Origin of the sequence: Streptomyces sp. NPDC046727, from assembly GCF_040645635.1 — a bacterium.
GTDB lineage: Bacteria > Actinomycetota > Actinomycetes > Streptomycetales > Streptomycetaceae > Streptomyces.
Genome location: NZ_JBEYYR010000046.1, coordinates 1 through 14948, shown reverse-complemented (window position 1 = coordinate 14948; position 14948 = coordinate 1). Strand labels below are relative to the sequence as shown.

At 73.0% G+C, this 14948-nt stretch carries 15 protein-coding genes and 1 riboswitch; of the genes, 10 read left to right on the top strand and 5 right to left on the bottom strand.

Annotated elements, in window-relative coordinates; translation table 11 throughout:
- The first annotated feature begins 133 nt into the window (after positions 1-133).
- Positions 134-1189, top strand: a complete 1056-nt coding sequence (locus tag ABZ937_RS37290) for a hypothetical protein (RefSeq protein ID WP_361698823.1) — start codon at positions 134-136, stop codon at positions 1187-1189.
- Positions 1190-1233: 44 nt separating this feature from the next.
- On the opposite strand, the gene ABZ937_RS37285 is transcribed toward ABZ937_RS37290, so the two are convergent.
- Positions 1234-1902, bottom strand: a complete 669-nt coding sequence (locus ABZ937_RS37285; RefSeq protein WP_361698821.1) for a phosphotransferase — start codon at positions 1900-1902, stop codon at positions 1234-1236.
- Between the two features lie 59 nt (positions 1903-1961).
- Positions 1962-2089: riboswitch (cobalamin riboswitch) on the top strand.
- A gap of 117 nt (positions 2090-2206) precedes the next feature.
- Here ABZ937_RS37285 and ABZ937_RS37280 point away from each other — a divergent pair.
- From ABZ937_RS37280 to ABZ937_RS37255, 6 genes are all read left to right on the top strand, one after another.
- Entirely contained in the window at positions 2207-3421 is a 1215-nt protein-coding gene (locus ABZ937_RS37280; protein WP_361698819.1) for a prenyltransferase/squalene oxidase repeat-containing protein, read from the top strand.
- Positions 3418-4068 carry an SCO2322 family protein gene (locus ABZ937_RS37275; RefSeq protein WP_361698817.1) on the top strand — a complete coding sequence of 217 codons (651 nt, stop codon included), beginning with the start codon at positions 3418-3420 and terminating at the stop codon, positions 4066-4068. Before ABZ937_RS37280 ends, ABZ937_RS37275 begins: the two co-directional genes overlap by 4 nt.
- A gap of 67 nt (positions 4069-4135) precedes the next feature.
- Positions 4136-5218 carry an energy-coupling factor transporter transmembrane component T gene (locus tag ABZ937_RS37270; RefSeq protein ID WP_361698944.1) on the top strand — a complete coding sequence of 361 codons (1083 nt, stop codon included), beginning with the start codon at positions 4136-4138 and terminating at the stop codon, positions 5216-5218.
- Positions 5215-6984: an ATP-binding cassette domain-containing protein gene (locus ABZ937_RS37265; RefSeq protein WP_361698815.1), complete on the top strand. Its 1770-nt coding sequence runs from the start codon at positions 5215-5217 to the stop codon at positions 6982-6984. Before ABZ937_RS37270 ends, ABZ937_RS37265 begins: the two co-directional genes overlap by 4 nt.
- Positions 6981-7805 (top strand): ECF transporter S component, encoded by an 825-nt coding sequence (locus ABZ937_RS37260; RefSeq protein ID WP_361698813.1) that lies wholly within the window; start codon positions 6981-6983, stop codon positions 7803-7805. Before ABZ937_RS37265 ends, ABZ937_RS37260 begins: the two co-directional genes overlap by 4 nt.
- Before the next feature lie 332 nt (positions 7806-8137).
- Positions 8138-8551: a transglycosylase SLT domain-containing protein gene (locus tag ABZ937_RS37255; protein WP_361698811.1), complete on the top strand. Its 414-nt coding sequence runs from the start codon at positions 8138-8140 to the stop codon at positions 8549-8551.
- A gap of 29 nt (positions 8552-8580) precedes the next feature.
- On the opposite strand, the gene ABZ937_RS37250 is transcribed toward ABZ937_RS37255, so the two are convergent.
- Positions 8581-9834 (bottom strand): alpha/beta hydrolase, encoded by a 1254-nt coding sequence (locus tag ABZ937_RS37250; protein WP_361698809.1) that lies wholly within the window; start codon positions 9832-9834, stop codon positions 8581-8583.
- Between the two features lie 117 nt (positions 9835-9951).
- On the opposite strand from ABZ937_RS37250, the gene ABZ937_RS37245 reads away from it, so the two are divergent.
- Positions 9952-10638 (top strand): YoaK family protein, encoded by a 687-nt coding sequence (locus ABZ937_RS37245; RefSeq protein WP_361698807.1) that lies wholly within the window; start codon positions 9952-9954, stop codon positions 10636-10638.
- A gap of 1 nt (position 10639) precedes the next feature.
- Here the strand turns inward: ABZ937_RS37245 and ABZ937_RS37240 are convergent, their stop codons facing one another.
- Positions 10640-11875: a cytochrome P450 gene (locus ABZ937_RS37240; protein ID WP_361698805.1), complete on the bottom strand. Its 1236-nt coding sequence runs from the start codon at positions 11873-11875 to the stop codon at positions 10640-10642.
- A gap of 230 nt (positions 11876-12105) precedes the next feature.
- Here ABZ937_RS37240 and ABZ937_RS37235 point away from each other — a divergent pair, with 230 nt between their 5' ends.
- Positions 12106-13275 (top strand): steroid 3-ketoacyl-CoA thiolase, encoded by a 1170-nt coding sequence (locus ABZ937_RS37235; RefSeq protein WP_361698803.1) that lies wholly within the window; start codon positions 12106-12108, stop codon positions 13273-13275.
- Here ABZ937_RS37235 and ABZ937_RS37230 read toward each other — a convergent pair.
- Both ABZ937_RS37230 and ABZ937_RS37225 read right to left on the bottom strand, forming a co-directional pair.
- A complete protein-coding gene (locus ABZ937_RS37230) occupies positions 13259-13522 on the bottom strand; it encodes a DUF397 domain-containing protein (protein WP_361698801.1) in 264 nt (87 codons plus the stop codon). The genes ABZ937_RS37235 and ABZ937_RS37230 overlap by 17 nt on opposite strands.
- A complete protein-coding gene (locus ABZ937_RS37225) occupies positions 13485-14330 on the bottom strand; it encodes a helix-turn-helix transcriptional regulator (protein ID WP_361698799.1) in 846 nt (281 codons plus the stop codon). The genes ABZ937_RS37230 and ABZ937_RS37225 overlap by 38 nt, the downstream gene beginning before the upstream one ends.
- 108 nt (positions 14331-14438) lie before the next feature.
- Here ABZ937_RS37225 and ABZ937_RS37220 point away from each other — a divergent pair, with 108 nt between their 5' ends.
- Positions 14439-14828, top strand: a complete 390-nt coding sequence (locus ABZ937_RS37220; RefSeq protein WP_361698942.1) for an ATP-binding protein — start codon at positions 14439-14441, stop codon at positions 14826-14828.
- Positions 14829-14948: the final 120 nt, after the last annotated feature.

Genomic DNA, 14948 nt, shown 5'->3' with positions numbered 1-14948 from the left:
CAGTTGATGGCGCCGTGGGTGAGGATCACTACACGGAGAGCAAGATTCCGACCCGCCCCGGGTGCCGCCGATGGGGGAGCGGCACCCGGGGTGTTTCTCGTCCTCCTTCACCCCGAGGAAGGTCCAGGGATCCATGGCGCAGCCCGTCGTCCTGCTCGGGGCCGGCCGCCGGGAGACCTGCGGCGAGTTCCCGCTGGCGCGGATCGCCGCGGTCGGCCCGGTGGTCCTGGTCGACCCGGACCCGCCGGCCTGGGCGTGTCCGTACCTGTCCGGTCATCTCGCGGCGGACCCGGCCCGGGAGACCCAGACGGCGGACGCCGTGCTGCGGTACGCGGCAGGGCGTCCGGTCGGGGGCGTGCTGACCTGGTCCGGGGAGCACCTGGTCACCGCCGCGCGGATCGCGGGCCGGCTGGGGTTACCGGGCCTGCCGGACGAGACGGCCGCGGCCTGCGCCGACCCCGTCGCGTTACCGGCGCTGCTGCGACGGCACAGCGTGCCGACGGCCGAGCCCCAGAACCCCGAGGACGGGGAGGGGCCGCTGGTGTCCGCCGAGACCGTCGTCCTGGACGACGAGGTCCGCATCGTCGCGCTGACCCGTACGACGCCGGGTCCGCCGCCCGCCCGCCGCCCGCTGCGGCACGGCGTCCACGCCCACGACGGGCTGCTGCACAACCGGTTCCTGCGCCAGTGCGTCGAGCGGACGGTCCGCGCCCTCGGCCTCACCCACACGGTCGCTCAGGTCACGCTGCGGCTGACCGCCCGCGGCCCCCGCGTGCTGGGCGTGGCCCCGCATCTGCCCGGCGACCTGATCCCGCTGCTGGTGGAGCGGGCCACCGGTGTCGACCTCGCCCTGGTCGCCGTCGCCCTGGCCACCGGCGGGCACCCGGAGCTGACCCCCACCCGGCAGCGGGCCGCCGCCGTCCAGTTCGCCTACCCCGCCGTGACCGGCCGCCTGACCCAGCTGCACCTGGACCCCGCCGTCGAACACGAGCCGTCCGCCGAGCGCATGGTCCTCACCCGGCAGGCCGGCGACCCGGTGACGGCGGCCCCGCACGCGGACGACACCGACCGCCTCGCCCACTGGGTGGCGACGGGCGAGGACGCCGCCCAGTGCGAGGAGACCCTGCGCCGCATGGCCCGCCACCTCACCGCGACAGTGGCCCCGACGGCGGACCTGTACGCGGCCTAGGACCAACAGCGGCCCGGAGCTAGGGGAAGACCAGCGGCCCGGAACTAGGAGAAGACCAGCCCCCGGACCAGCTTCTCGGCCGCCGGCAGCAGGGCGACCTCCCGCCGGCTCATGGTCGGGTTGGCGGACCGGCGCCGCAGGGCCTCGGCCAGCCCCGCCTCCGTCACCCCGGAAGGGTCGGCGAGCAGGGCGGTGAGCAGCTCCCGGGCCGGTCCGGCGAACGCCTCGCCGCCGACGGCGACCTGAGCGAGGATCACCGCCGACATGCCCCAGTCCAGGCCCGGGTGCCCGTCCTCCGTGTTGGACCAGTCGATGACCCGCGGCCCGTCCGCGGTCAGCATCACATTGTCCCGATGAAGGTCCAGATGCAGGACGCGCGCCTCGGGACGGGCCGCGTTCCGCCCCGGTACGGCGTGCAGTTCGCGCAGCAGCCGGGCCAGCAGCGCGCCGGCCTCCGCCGTCCCGGTCCGGCCGGCCGCGAGGGCGCCCAGCAGCGTCGGGCCGGACAGCCGCTCCAGGACCAGATCGGTGCGCGAGCCGGAGGGCCGTACCCGGGGCACCGGATACCCGTGCCGCCCCACGTACGCCATCACGTCCGCCTCGGCCGCCGCGTCCCCCCAGCCGTCCCGGTCCCGGCGCAGCACCCACGCGTCGTCGATCTCGTACACGTCGGCCGAGCGGCCCGAGCCGAGCAGTCTCCCCGTCCCCGTCATGCCGGTGACCCTAGTCACCACGCCCGTGTGCCCACAGCCACCCCCCGGCCCGCGCGGGGCGGCCGGTAAAGTGACGGGGTCGTCATCACACCCGTACGGGGTAAAGCCGGTGCAATTCCGGCGCTGACCCGCAACCGTGAGCCGCCGGACAGCGGTGAGCCGGACTGCCCCGCACGGGACGTTGACCGGCTCACGTGCGCAGGCAGCCCGCCCCGCACGGCACCGTCGAGGTCTACGGAGCCGAGCCGCCCGGGGTGTCACCCGTGCGCTGCCCGGCTCCCCGCAGGAGAGGCAGTCGCCGACCATGAACGTACGCCGCAGTGCCGCGGCTCTCGCCGCCGTAGGCGTGCTGGCCGCCGCCGCGCCCGCCACGGCCGCCGACGCGTCCCCGTCCCCGAAGGTGACGGTCCCGTCCGGGCTGTACGGCAAGGGGGACCCGACGTACGACGGCGTGTGGCGGCAGTCGCTGACCCTGCTCGCCCAGCGGACGCTCGGCTACCGGCCGGCCGCCGAGGCCGTGGACTGGCTGACCGGCCAGCAGTGCGCGAACGGCGCCTTCGCCGCCTTCCGCACCACCCCCGCCAAGGCCTGCGACGACCGGCTCAAGACCGACACCAACAGCACGGCCGCCGCGGCCCAGGCGCTGGCCGCGACCGGCGGACGCGGCGGTGCCGTCGGCAAGGCCGTGGACTGGCTGAAGTCCGTGCAGAACAAGGACGGCGGCTGGAGCTACTACCCGGGCGGCGCCAGCGACGCCAACTCCACCTCCGTCGTCATCGGCGCGCTGGCCGCGGCCGGCGCCGACCCGGCCGACGTCCGCACGTCCGGCAAGTCCCCCTACGACGCGCTGTCCGCCCTCGCCCTGCCCTGCGCCCAGGACGGCGGCGGCGCCCTCGCCTACCAGCCGGACAAGAAGGGCAAGCTGCTCGCCAACGCGGACGCGACGGCGGCCGGTGTGCTGGGCGCGCTCGGCAAGGGGTTCGTGGCGGAGTCCGGCAAGGCCCCGGCGAACGACGCCTGCGCCAAGGCCGGCCACCCCACCCGCACCCAGGTCGCCGACAACGCCGGCGCCTACCTGGCGGCGGCCGTGGCGCACTCCGGCCACCTGCAGTCCACGCTGCCCGGCGCCAAGGCCCAGCCCGACTTCGGCAACACCGCCGACGCCGTCGTCGCGCTCGCCGCGGACGGCCGCACCGAGCCGGCGAAGAAGGCGTACGCCTGGCTGGAGAAGAACGCCGGCCCGTGGGCGAAGCAGAGCGGCCCGGCCGCGTACGCCCAGCTCATCCTCGCCGCGCACGCGATCGGGGAGCAGCCGGGCGACTTCGGCGGCACCAGCCTGGTCCGTGCCCTCAACGCGCAGGGCCCCGCCCCGCAGATGGATGCCGCTACGCACAAGCCGGCGCCGAAGGAGAAGGAGGAGGACTCCCGGACCGGCGTCTGGTGGATCGTCGGCGTCGGGCTCGTCGCCGGCATCGGCATCGGCTTCCTGCTCAGCGGCCGGAAGAAGCGCCAGCTGTGACCGCCGTCCGCCGTGCCCTGCCGGTGCTGGTCGCCGCGCTGCTGCTGCTCGGCTCCGCCGGGCAGGCCGGTGCCACCGGGTACCGCTACTGGTCCTTCTGGGAGCGCACGGGCCACTACTGGACGTACGCCACCCAGGGTCCGTCGACCGTCCGTCCCGACGACGGCGCGGTCCAGGGCTTCCGGTTCGCGGTGAGCGCGGACTCGGCGGACGCGAGCCGGCCGCGGGGTACGGCGGACTTCGCCGCGATCTGCGCGGGTACGCCCGCGAAGTCCGGCATGAAGCGGGTGGCGCTGGTCCTCGACTTCGGCACCCGTACGGACGCGCCGTCCGGCGAGAAGCCGCCGGCGGGCCGTACCGCGTGCGCGCAGGTGTCGTCCGACGCCACCGCCGCGGAGGCGCTGGCCGCGGTGGCCAAGCCGCTCCGGTACGACACCAACGCCCTGCTGTGCGCCATCGCCGGGTATCCGGTGAAGGGGTGCGGGGAGCAGGTCTCGGCCGAGGGGAGGAGCGGCACGGACAGCGGTTCGGACAGCGGTACCGATGGCGGCCCCTCCCTGGGGCTGCCGATCGGTGCGGGAGTGGTCGCCCTGCTGGCGGGCGCGGCGGTGTGGCAGGCACGTCGGCGGCGCGATGAGTCGGGGTGAGTGCGGGCCGTCCTGCGCGTGCGGATGCGCCGTGGCCGGTCGCGCAACTCCCCGCGCCTCCGGGGAGTTGCCGTCCCGTCGGCTTCATGGCGCCACGGTGCATCCCGGTGCCTGGTGGCTCTGGGCGCTCGGGCTCGGGACGGCCGCCACCCGCACCACCAACCCGCTCCTCCTCGCCCTCCTCATAGCCGCCTCCGGCTATGTCGTGGCGACGCACCGCTCCCCCGCCCCCTGGGCCCGCTCCTACACCGCGTTCGTCAGACTCGCCCTCGCCGTCCTCCTCATCCGCGTCCTCTTCGCGGTGGCGCTCGGCTCCCCCATCCCGGGCACGCACACCCTCCTCACCCTTCCCGAAGTCCCGCTCCCGCACTGGGCGCAGGGCATCCGGCTGGGCGGCGAGGTCACCGCCGAGGCGGTCCTCTTCGCCGCCTACGACGGCCTGAAGCTCGCCACCCTCCTCATCTGCGTCGGCGCCGCGAACGCCCTGGCGAGCCCCACCCGCCTGCTCAAGTCCCTGCCCGGCGCGCTGTACGAGACCGGTGTGGCCGTGGTCGTCGCCCTCACCTTCGCCCCCCATCTGATCGCCGACGTCCAGCGCCTGCGCGCCGCCCGCCGCCTGCGCGGCCGCCCCGACCGGGGCGTCCGGGGCCTGCTCCAGGTCGGACTCCCGGTCCTGGAGGGCGCTCTGGAACGCTCGGTCTCCCTCGCCGCCGCGATGGAGGCCCGCGGCTACGGCCGTACCGCCGAGGTCCCCGCCCCCGTCCGCCGTACGACCGCCGCCCTCACCCTCGGCGGCCTGCTCGGCGTGTGCGCGGGAACGTACGGGCTGCTGACCGCCGCGGGCGGCACGTACGGGCTCCCCCTCCTGGGCGCCGGAGTCGTCGCCGCGCTCGCCGGGCTGCGGCTGGGCGGCCGGCGTTCCCTGCGCACCCGGTACCGCCCGGACCCGTGGGACGCCCGGGCCTGGCTGGTCGCCGGCTCCGGCGCCGCCGTCGCCGCGCTGCTCACGCTCGCCTCGGTCCGCGATCCGAACGCCCTGCACCCCGGGGTCGTGCCCCTCGTCGCCCCCACGCTCCCGCTGTGGCCGGCCGCGGCCGTCCTCCTCGCCCTCCTGCCCGCCTTCGCCGTACCCAGGGAGCCGTCGTCGTGATCCGCTTCGAGGACGTCCGCGTGACGTACGACGGTGCCGCCGAACCCACCGTCTCCGGCGTGGACTTCGAGGTGCCCGAGGGAGAACTGGTGCTGCTCGCCGGTCCGTCCGGTGTCGGCAAGTCCACCGTGCTGGGCGCGGTCAGCGGACTGGTCCCGCACTTCACCGGCGGCACCCTGCGCGGACGCGTGACGGTGGCCGGCCGTGACACCCGTACCCATCAGCCGCGTGACCTCGCCGACGTGGTCGGCACGGTGGGCCAGGATCCGCTCGCCCACTTCGTCACGGACACCGTGGAGGACGAACTCGCCTACGGCATGGAGTCGCTGGGGCTCGCCCCGGCGGTCATGCGGCGCCGGGTGGAGGAGACCCTGGACCTGCTGGGCCTGGCCGACCTGCGCGACCGCCCGATCGCCACGCTCTCCGGCGGGCAGCGGCAGCGGGTCGCCATCGGCTCGGTCCTCACCCCGCACCCGCGGGTGCTGGTCCTGGACGAGCCGACATCGGCCCTGGACCCGGCCGCCGCGGAGGAGGTCCTGGCCGTGCTGCAGCGCCTGGTGCACGACCTGGGGACGACGATCCTGATGGCGGAGCACCGCCTGGAGCGCGTGATCCAGTACGCCGACCGGGTGGCCCTGCTCCCCGCCCCGGGCGAGCCGCCGATCGTGGGCCCCCCGGCCGAGGTGATGTCCGTCTCCCCGGTCTACCCCCCGGTGGTCGCCCTCGGCCGCCTGGCCGGCTGGAGCCCCCTCCCCCTGACGGTACGGGACGCCCGCCGCCGCGCCGCCGACCTACGTGACCGCCTGGCCGACCGTCCCGCCGCAGCTGCGGGCAGTCGTGCTTCTGGGGCGGCACGGGCGGGCGATGGGGGTCCCCCCGCGCGAGCGCAGTCGAGCGTGGGGGAAGCACCGGGCGAGCGCGGGCAGGCGACCCCACCCCCGGCCCGCACCGGTTCCGCGCGCCGCTCCCTCTTCCGGCGCCGCTCCCCCGTCCCCGCCCCGGCACCCGCATCACCGCACATCGCCGAGACCCGCTCCCTCTCCCTCCGCCGAGACCGCGTCCACGCCCTCCGCCGGGTCGACCTGACCGTCACCCCCGGCGAGACGATCGCCCTCATGGGCCGCAACGGCGCCGGCAAGTCCACCCTCCTCGGTTCCCTCGTCGGCCTGGTGGCGCCGTCGGCCGGATCCGTCCGGGTCGGCGGACTGGTCCCCCACCTCACCCCGCCGCAGGACCTCGTACGCCAGGTCGGCCTGGTCCCGCAGGACCCCCGCGACCTGCTGTACGCGGACACGGTCGCCGCCGAGTGCGCGGCGGCCGACCGGGACGCGGGCGCCGCCGCCGGCACCTGCCGGGCCCTGGTGTCCGAGCTGCTGCCGGGCGTCGCGGACGCCACGCACCCCCGGGACCTGTCGGAGGGCCAGCGGCTGGCGCTCGCGCTGGCCGTGGTGCTGACCGCCCGCCCTCCCCTGCTCCTGCTGGACGAGCCGACCCGCGGCCTGGACTACGCGGCCAAGGCCCGCCTGGTCGCCGTACTGCGCGGCCTGGCGGCCGAGGGGCACGCGATCGTGCTGGCCACGCATGACGTGGAGCTGGCCGCCGAGCTGGCCCACCGGGTGGTGCTGCTCGCCGAGGGCGAGGTGATCGCCGACGGCCCGATGGCCGAGACCGTGGTGTCGTCCCCCTCCTACGCGCCGCAGGTGACGAAGATCCTGGCCCCGCAACAGTGGCTGACGGTGTCCGAGGTGCGGGAGGCGCTGGCGTGAACCGCGCACCCCGTACCCACGCCATCCGCCTCGGCCCCCGCTCCCTCGCCGCCCTGGTCCTGGCCGGCGCCGTCGGCGTGGCCGCCTTCGGCTGGCCGTTCCTCGCCCCTCCCGACTCGCAGCTGACCGCCCACGCCCAGGACGCGCCGTGGCTCTTCGGGGGCCTGCTCCTGCTGCTCGTGGCGGTCGTGGCCGCGACGATCTCCGAGTCGGATCTCGGGCCGAAGGCCGTGGCCATGCTGGGCGTGCTGGCCGCGACGGGCGCCGCGCTGCGGCCGATCGGCGCGGGCACGGCGGGGATCGAGCCGATGTTCTTCCTGATGGTGCTCAGCGGCAGGGTCCTCGGCCCCGGGTTCGGGTTCGCGCTGGGCTCGGTGACGATGTTCGCGTCCGCGCTGCTCACGGGCGGGGTCGGGCCGTGGCTGCCGTTCCAGATGCTGTCGATGGGCTGGTTCACCATGGGCGCCGGGCTGCTGCCGGGGCCCGTCCGGCTCCGCGGTCGTGCCGAACTCGGCATGCTCGCCGGCTACGGCTTCCTCGCCGCCTTCGCCTACGGCACCGTCATGAATCTGGCCGGCTGGCCCTTCCTGGACGCGGCGGCCTCGAACATCTCCTTCGACGGCCATGCCCCGATCGCCGTGAACCTGGCCCATTTCGCCGCGTACTGCCTGGCCACCTCGCTCGGCTGGGACCTGGGGCGGGCCGTCTGCACGGTCGTCCTCACCCTCGCCCTCGGCCCGGCGGTGCTGCGGGCGCTGCGCCGGGCCACCCGGCGGGCCGCTTTCGAGACCGCGGTCACATTCGACGGTCCCGCACGGTGAGGTGCCGCTTGCGCGGTGTGAGCGAGACGGTGAAGCACCCCACATGACGCACGTCACCTACGATCCACGACCGTAGTTCCATTTGTCCGTTTCGCCCTGCCGTGCACCCCTTCTGACCTGCGCATTGAGACCCACGCCACAAAGGCGATATTCCACCTCGATCCGGCCACAACTAGTAAAGGGGGTCATTGCGGACGGGTTCCGGGCCTGCTTGTCTTGAGGACGTCGCCAGGCGCCACGAGCCCACCCGGGCCGCGGCGCCGACGCATACGGCCACAGCGTGTGGTCCATCCATGCGGGCGATCCCCTGTCCCCGACGCAAGAGGTTCTCCGTGTCCGTCTCCTTCATCCGCCGCATCGCTTCCCCGAAGAAGGCCCTCACCACCGCCGCCGTGGCCGCCGCCACCGCCGGCCTGGCTCTGACCGCGGCGCCCGCCCAGGCCGCCACCACGTCGGCCTCCTCCGCTCAGTCGATCGCGCACAAGATGATCCCGGACGCCGCGCAGTTCACCGCCTTCAGCAAGATCGTCGAGCACGAGAGCGGCTGGAACCCCGCCGCCACCAACAGCTCCTCCGGCGCCTACGGCCTGGTCCAGGCCCTGCCGGGTTCGAAGATGGCCGCCGCCGGCTCCGACTGGAAGACCAACCCGGCCACCCAGATCAAGTGGGGCCTGGACTACATGAACTCCCGCTACGGCAGCCCGGTCAAGGCCTGGAACTTCTGGCAGGCCAACGGCTGGTACTGAGCCGCCCCCACTGACGGATCCGTCCGCCACTAGGCCGCGTCCCCGCTGAACCAGCGCGCGATCCCGGCCAGCGCGGCCCGGTCCGACCCGAAGTGGTCGACGGGCCCCACCTCCAGCACCCGCACCCTCGCCCCACCCCCGGCGAGGGTGCGCGCGCATGTCCGGGCGTTGCCGATCGGCACGTCGGTGTCGTTCCGGCCCGCGTACAGCCGTACCGGCACCTCCGGCTTCCAGTCGCACGCGTGCCCGTTGGCGCGCAGGGCCTCCAGCAGTCCGCCGGCCGGCTCGCGCAGCTGCCGGTAGAAACGGTCGGTGAGCAGCCGCCGGACGTCCGGCGCGAGCTGCCGCACGATGTCCTCGTCCTTGTGCCGCCCGTCGAAGAGCCGCTCGACCCGCCCGGCGTACGGCTGCCGGAACACCTCGGCGGGGTCCTTGTAGATCGGGTGCAGGCGGTTCTGGGCGACGAGGAAGTAGGAGAGGTAGAAGACGCCGCTCACGTCGTTGACCCGGCCGTCGGTCAGGGCCGGCTCCTCGGTGCCCTGGAGGTCGTAGGGGCCGGCCACCGGTGCGACGGCCTTCAGCCGGAATCCGGGCGCGTCCCCGTTCTGCACGGCCCGGGCCAGGGCCATCGCCACCTGCCCGCCCTGGGAGAAACCGGTCACATACAGGTCCCGGGTGAGTGAGCGGCCGATCAGGCCGGCCGCCGTGCGGGCCGCGTGCAGCATGTCCACGGAGGCGGTCACCGCCGAGCGGGTGTCCATATAGGGGTGCCGTCCGGGGCCCTCGCCCAGCCCCAGGTAGTCGGGCGCGGCCACCGCACGGCCGGTGGCCGCGAACAGGTACGACTGCGTGCGCGCGTCCTCCGCCACGGAGGGCGCGTAGGACCGGTTCGCCATGGTGCCGTGCGTGTCGGAGACCAGCCGCAGCCGGTGCCCGCCGCCGGACGGGACGGTGAGCAGGCCGGTGGCGGTGGTGGGCCGCCCGTGCGGGTCCACCGTGCGGTACGTCACCCGGTAGGCGAGGACGCCGTAGCGCAGCGGGGCGGTGCCGATGTGCCGCGCGCGCAGCGCCCCGGCGACCTCGGCCCGGCTGTGCGCGGCGACCGGTACGACGGACACGACCTCCCCGCGGTCGCCGTGCCGCTGCTCCCCGTCGTCGAGCGGGCTCCCCGGCACCACCCCGGCGACACCGACGAGCGCCAGCGCGCCCAGGGTGACGGCCGGGCCCGTGCGGATGGGCCGACCGGGCTGCTTTGCCACCGTCTTACGCGTGTCCTGTGTCATGACCCGAAAGCTACGGACGCAGGCTGCGCCGGGACATCCGAGAGTCCCCCGGACCCGGGTGGACTTCTTTCGCGCGGCAGGTGGACTTCTTTCCACCTCCGGCCCTTCGGAGGAACGATGACGACGCCGACGCCACCGGTAGCGGACCCGGAGACGCGCGGGCTGCGGCTGGTGGCCGTGCTGCTGATGCTGACCGTGGTCAGCGGCCTGATCGACGCCGTCGCCTATCTGGGCCTGGGCCGGGTCTTCACGGCCAACATGACCGGCAACGTGGTGGTCCTCGGATTCGCCGCGGCCGGCGCCCCCGGCTTCTCCGTGCCCCACACGGCGACGTCCCTGGTCTGCTTCCTGCTGGGCGCGGTGGCCGGCGGCCGGCTGGCGGCCCGCCACCGCGCGGGGTCCCGCCGCGGGTGGGCCCGGCTGACCCTGACGGCGGAGGCGGTGCTGCTCGGGGTGTCGGCGGTGGTGGCCTTCGTCTGGCCGGACACCAGCGACACCCGGTACGCCCTGATCGCCCTGACGGCCTTCGCGATGGGCCTGCGCAACGCGACGGTCCGCAAACTGGGCGTGCCCGACCTCACCACCACGGTCCTCACGATGACCCTGACCGCCCTGGCCTCCGACTCCCGCCTCGGCGACGGCACGGGCCGGCACGCCGGGCGCCGCACGGCCTCGGCCCTGGCGATGGCGGGCGGCGCCTGCCTCGGCGCGTGGCTGGTCCTCCGCCACGGCCTGGGCATCCCCCTGCTGATCGCGGCACTGGCGTCCGGGGTGCTGGCGGTGCTGGCCTCCGGGAGGGAGTGACTCAGCCGGCCGTCACCCGGAGTTCCTTCACCCCGTTGATCCACGCCGAGCGCAGACGGCGGGGGTCGTCCGACAGGCGCAGGTCCGGCATCGCGTCGGCGACGGCGTTGAAGATCAGGTCGATCTCCAGGACGGCCAGGGACTTGCCGAGGCAGTAGTGGGGGCCGCCGCCTCCGAAGCCCAGGTGGGGGTTCGGGTCGCGGGTGATGTCGAAGGCGTCGGGGTCGGTGAAGACCTCGGGGTCGTGGTTGGCGGACGCGTAGAACAGGCCCACCCGGTCACCCTGCCTGATCTGTACGCCGCCCAGCTCCGTGTCCTGCGTCGCCGTGCGCTGGAAGGCGTTCACCGGGGTCGCCCAGCGGACGATCTCCTCGGCCGTGGTCGAGGGACGCTCGCGGCGGAAGAGGTCCCACTGGCCGGGATGGGTGAGGAACGCGTGCATGCCGTGGGTGATGGCGTTGCGCGTGGTCTCGTTGCCGGCCACCGCCAGCATCAGCACGAAGAAGCCGAACTCGTCGGAGTTCAGATTGCCCTCGTCCTCCGCCGCGACCAGGGTCGTCACGATGTCCCGGGCCGGACACTGCTTGCGCTCGGCGGCCATGTTCATGGCGTACGCGATGATCTCGGCGGCCGACTGCGCGCCCACCTCCTCCGTGATCGCGTACTCGGGGTCGTCGTAGGCGATCATCTTGTTGGACCAGTCGAAGATCTTGGACCGGTCCTCCTGCGGCACGCCGATCAGCTCGGCGATGGCCTGCAACGGCAGCTCGCAGGCGACCTCGGTGACGAAGTCGAAGGCCCCGGAACGGGCGCGAGCTGCGGCGACGATCGCCGTGGCCCGTTCCCGCAGCCGCTCCTCCAGCGCACGGATGGAGCGTGGCGTGAACCCACGCTGCACTATCTGGCGCACCCGCGTATGTTCCGGAGGATCCATGTTGAGCAGGATCAGCCGCTGCGCGTCGATCGCCTCGCGTTCGATGTGCTCGTTGAAGCGGATGATCGCTGTGTTCAGGGAGGAGGAGAAGAGCTCCGGGTGCGTGGAGACATACCGGACGTCGGCGTGCCTGGTCACGGCCCAGTACCCGGTGTCGGCGAAGCCGGCGACGCCGTGCGGCTGCGGGATCCAGCGGACCGGCTCGGTACGGCGCAGCTCGGCGAACTCCGGGAGGGGCACACGGTGGTGCAGCAGGTCGGGGTCGGTGAGGTCGAACCCGTCGGGCAGCGCTGGACAGGGCATCGGCGTCTCCAGCCATCTGACGGTCCATCAGCGGGTGCCGTGAAGGTAGTAACGGGTTCTACAAGTGGCAAGAGGTACGGCGCCGCCAATCCGTGCGGAAGTCGTGCAGATCGCTCCTCCGGCACCTGCAAGACCCTTGCGGTGATGGACGTCACGTCAGCAGACTGCTGAGCAGAACTAGAACGCGTACTAGTTCTGGAGGAGAGCCCTCTCGGAGAGGACCCGCACCCATGGCCGCCGAACCCGTGATCGTCGAAGCCGTCCGCACCCCCATCGGCAAGCGCGGCGGCGCGCTCGCCAACCTCCACCCCGCCTACCTCCTGGGCGAGACCTACCGTGAACTCCTCGGCCGCACCGGCATCCCCGCCGACGCGGTCGAGCAGATCGTCGGCGGCACGGTGACACACGCCGGCGAGCAGTCCATGAACCCCGCGCGCACGGCCTGGCTGACCATGGGCCTCCCCTACGAGACGGCCGCCACGACCGTCGACTGCCAGTGCGGCTCCTCCCAGCAGGCCTCGCACATGGTGGCCAACATGGTCGCGGCCGGCGTGATCGACGTCGGCATCAGCTGCGGCGTCGAGGCGATGAGCCGGGTCCCGCTGGGGTCGGGCTCGAAGCACGGCCCCGGGAAACCGTTCCCCGACGAGTGGAACGTCGACCTCCCCAACCAGTTCGAGGCGGCCGAACGGATCGCGCGCCACCGGGGCCTGACCCGCGAGAACGTGGACGCGCTGGGGTTGCTGTCGCAGGAGCGGGCGGCCCTCGCCTGGGCGGAGGAACGTTTCAAGCGGGAGACGTTCGCCGTCCAGGTCCCCACCACCGAGGAGGAGCAGTACGCCGGTCAGGGCATGTGGCGCCTGGTCGACAAGGACGAGGGCCTACGGGACACCTCCCTGGACGCGCTGGCGGGCCTCAAGCCGGTGATGCCGACAGCGGTGCACACGGCCGGCAACTCCTCCCAGATCTCCGACGGCGCGGCGGCGATCATGTGGGCGTCGAAGCGGATGGCACGCGCCCTGAAACTGAAGCCCCGGGCACGCATCGTCGCCCAGGCCCTGGTGGGCGCCGACCCCCACTTCCACCTGGACGGCCCCATCGACGCCACGCGCGCGGTACTGGGCAAGGCGGGCATGTCCCTGAAGGACATCGACCTCGTGGAGATCAACGAGGCGTTCGCATCCGTGGTGTTGAGCTGGGCCCAGGTCTTCGAGCAGAACCTGGACAAGGTCAACGTCAACGGCGGTGCGATTGCCCTGGGCCACCCGGTCGGCGCGACGGGCGCCCGCCTGATCACCACCGCCCTGCACGAACTGGAGCGCGCGGACAAGGAGTTCGCACTCGTCACGATGTGCGCGGGCGGCGGACTGGCCACCGGGACGATCATTCAGCGGCTGTAGCCGCAGCCGTCCAGGTGATGAAGGTGGAGAAGGCGGCGGGGGCGACGGTGAGGATCGGCCCCGCCGGCTTTTTGGAGTCGCGGATGGCTAGGGTGGCGCAGGGGGATTCGGCGATCTCTACGCATTGGCCGCCTTGATCACCGCTGTATGAGGACTTTCGCCAGGCGAGTGGGCCGAGGGGAGCGCATTCGACGCAATCGCCGCCCTGGTCACCGCTGTAGCTCGACTTGCGCCACTTGCTCTCCATAGCGGTCCTCCATCACCCGTCGGATCAGCTCCGCCGAGTCCTTGATCGAGAGCGCGGCGGCTCGAAGATGATCGTAACGGAGCGAGCAGTCCTTGACGGTGTCCGGGTTCGCGCTCGGGTGCCCGCTGCTGTAGCCCTCCGTGTAGACGATGGCCGGGTCACTGGCGAAGCGGTAGACGTTGAACGAGCCTTGGAGTCCCGCGTGTTCACCGGCCGAGTACGGCAGGATCTGTACGTTGATCCAGGGGTCGTCCTCGAACGTCAAGAGGTGGGACAGTTGCTCGCGCATGACCTCCTGGCCGCCGATCTCCTGCTTCAGCGCTGCCTCACTGAGGACCATCCAGAAGACCGGCGGGTCCCCCTTCTTGAAGATGCGCTGGCGGGCGAGTCGAGCAGCCGCACGGTCCCCGAGCTTGTCCTGGTTGAGCACTCCAAGCACGGCGCGTACATAGGACGGGGACTGAAGCAGGCCGTGGATCACGTGCGTCTGAAACGTGCAGATCTCCACCGCCCGCGACTCCAGCTCGGCCACCTGCTGGAACCAGGCCGGAAGTTGACTTCGCATCACCAGCGGGACGAGCCGGGTCAGTAACCCGCCCGTCCCGAGCGCCGCATCCACACGCTCGCTGAACTCCAGCGTGGGCAACTTACGCGCCGTCTCCACTTGGCCGATGAGCGACCCGGTGTAATTGACGATTTCCCCGAGCTGTCGCTGTGTCAGGCCGGCCTCTTCTCGAAGGCGGCGCAACTCGAAGCCGTAGTAGTCGAGCGGCGAGGCACCGGGGTCGAGGGTGTTGATGTTCACCACGGCAAGTCCCCTCTAGGACACGTTGTGTTCAGTCCGTAGCCCAGCGTAGTGATGCGACGTCAGCCTCGTCCTGTGAACCTCAACTTTCCCCGCACTCCCCAGTACCGCATGCAGCTCACCGCTGGGGAGCACTCGGTACGGCACATCCGCCGTATCGTCCGCTCGCTGCTGGACGAGTGGCAGTTGCCGGAACTGACCTTCGCAGTGGAGCTGGGTGTGAGCGAGCTGGTCACCAATGTCGTACGGCATGTACCCGACCGGCGCTGCACGCTGGTCGTGGCACGGCAGACGGCGGCTGTACGGGCTGAAGTGACCGACGGTTTCGCTGGACTGCCCCGCATGGAACCGGGCGTGGATCAGGAAGCGGAAGGTGGGAGGGGTCTGGCCCTGCTCGATGCCGTGGTCGACAAGTGGGGTGTCTCAGCGGCGGGCGCTGGAAAGACGGTGTGGTTCGAGTGCGGGTTCCAGGGTGTTGCCGCGAGGCCGACTGAAAGGTGACCGTGGGGCCGCCCGCTTCTTTGGCCAGTGTCGGGCTGGAGCGAGGTGAGTCAAGGGCGCTACGCGTCGCCTTCGGCGATGGCCCTCCGGGCCACCCTGGAGGCGATGGTGACCGGCCTG

Bases quoted from the DNA above. Each gene is read 5' to 3' on its own strand.
- ABZ937_RS37285 (WP_361698821.1), bottom strand. From the start codon at position 1,902: ATGACGGGGACGGGGAGACTGCTCGGCTCGGGCCGCTCGGCCGACGTG.
- ABZ937_RS37220 (WP_361698942.1), top strand. From the start codon at position 14,439: ATGCAGCTCACCGCTGGGGAGCACTCGGTACGGCACATCCGCCGTATC.
- ABZ937_RS37290 (WP_361698823.1), top strand. From the start codon at position 134: ATGGCGCAGCCCGTCGTCCTGCTCGGGGCCGGCCGCCGGGAGACCTGC.
- ABZ937_RS37250 (WP_361698809.1), bottom strand. From the start codon at position 9,834: ATGACACAGGACACGCGTAAGACGGTGGCAAAGCAGCCCGGTCGGCCC.
- ABZ937_RS37245 (WP_361698807.1), top strand. From the start codon at position 9,952: ATGACGACGCCGACGCCACCGGTAGCGGACCCGGAGACGCGCGGGCTG.
- ABZ937_RS37280 (WP_361698819.1), top strand. From the start codon at position 2,207: ATGAACGTACGCCGCAGTGCCGCGGCTCTCGCCGCCGTAGGCGTGCTG.
- ABZ937_RS37235 (WP_361698803.1), top strand. From the start codon at position 12,106: ATGGCCGCCGAACCCGTGATCGTCGAAGCCGTCCGCACCCCCATCGGC.
- ABZ937_RS37230 (WP_361698801.1), bottom strand. From the start codon at position 13,522: ATGGAGAGCAAGTGGCGCAAGTCGAGCTACAGCGGTGACCAGGGCGGC.
- ABZ937_RS37240 (WP_361698805.1), bottom strand. From the start codon at position 11,875: ATGCCCTGTCCAGCGCTGCCCGACGGGTTCGACCTCACCGACCCCGAC.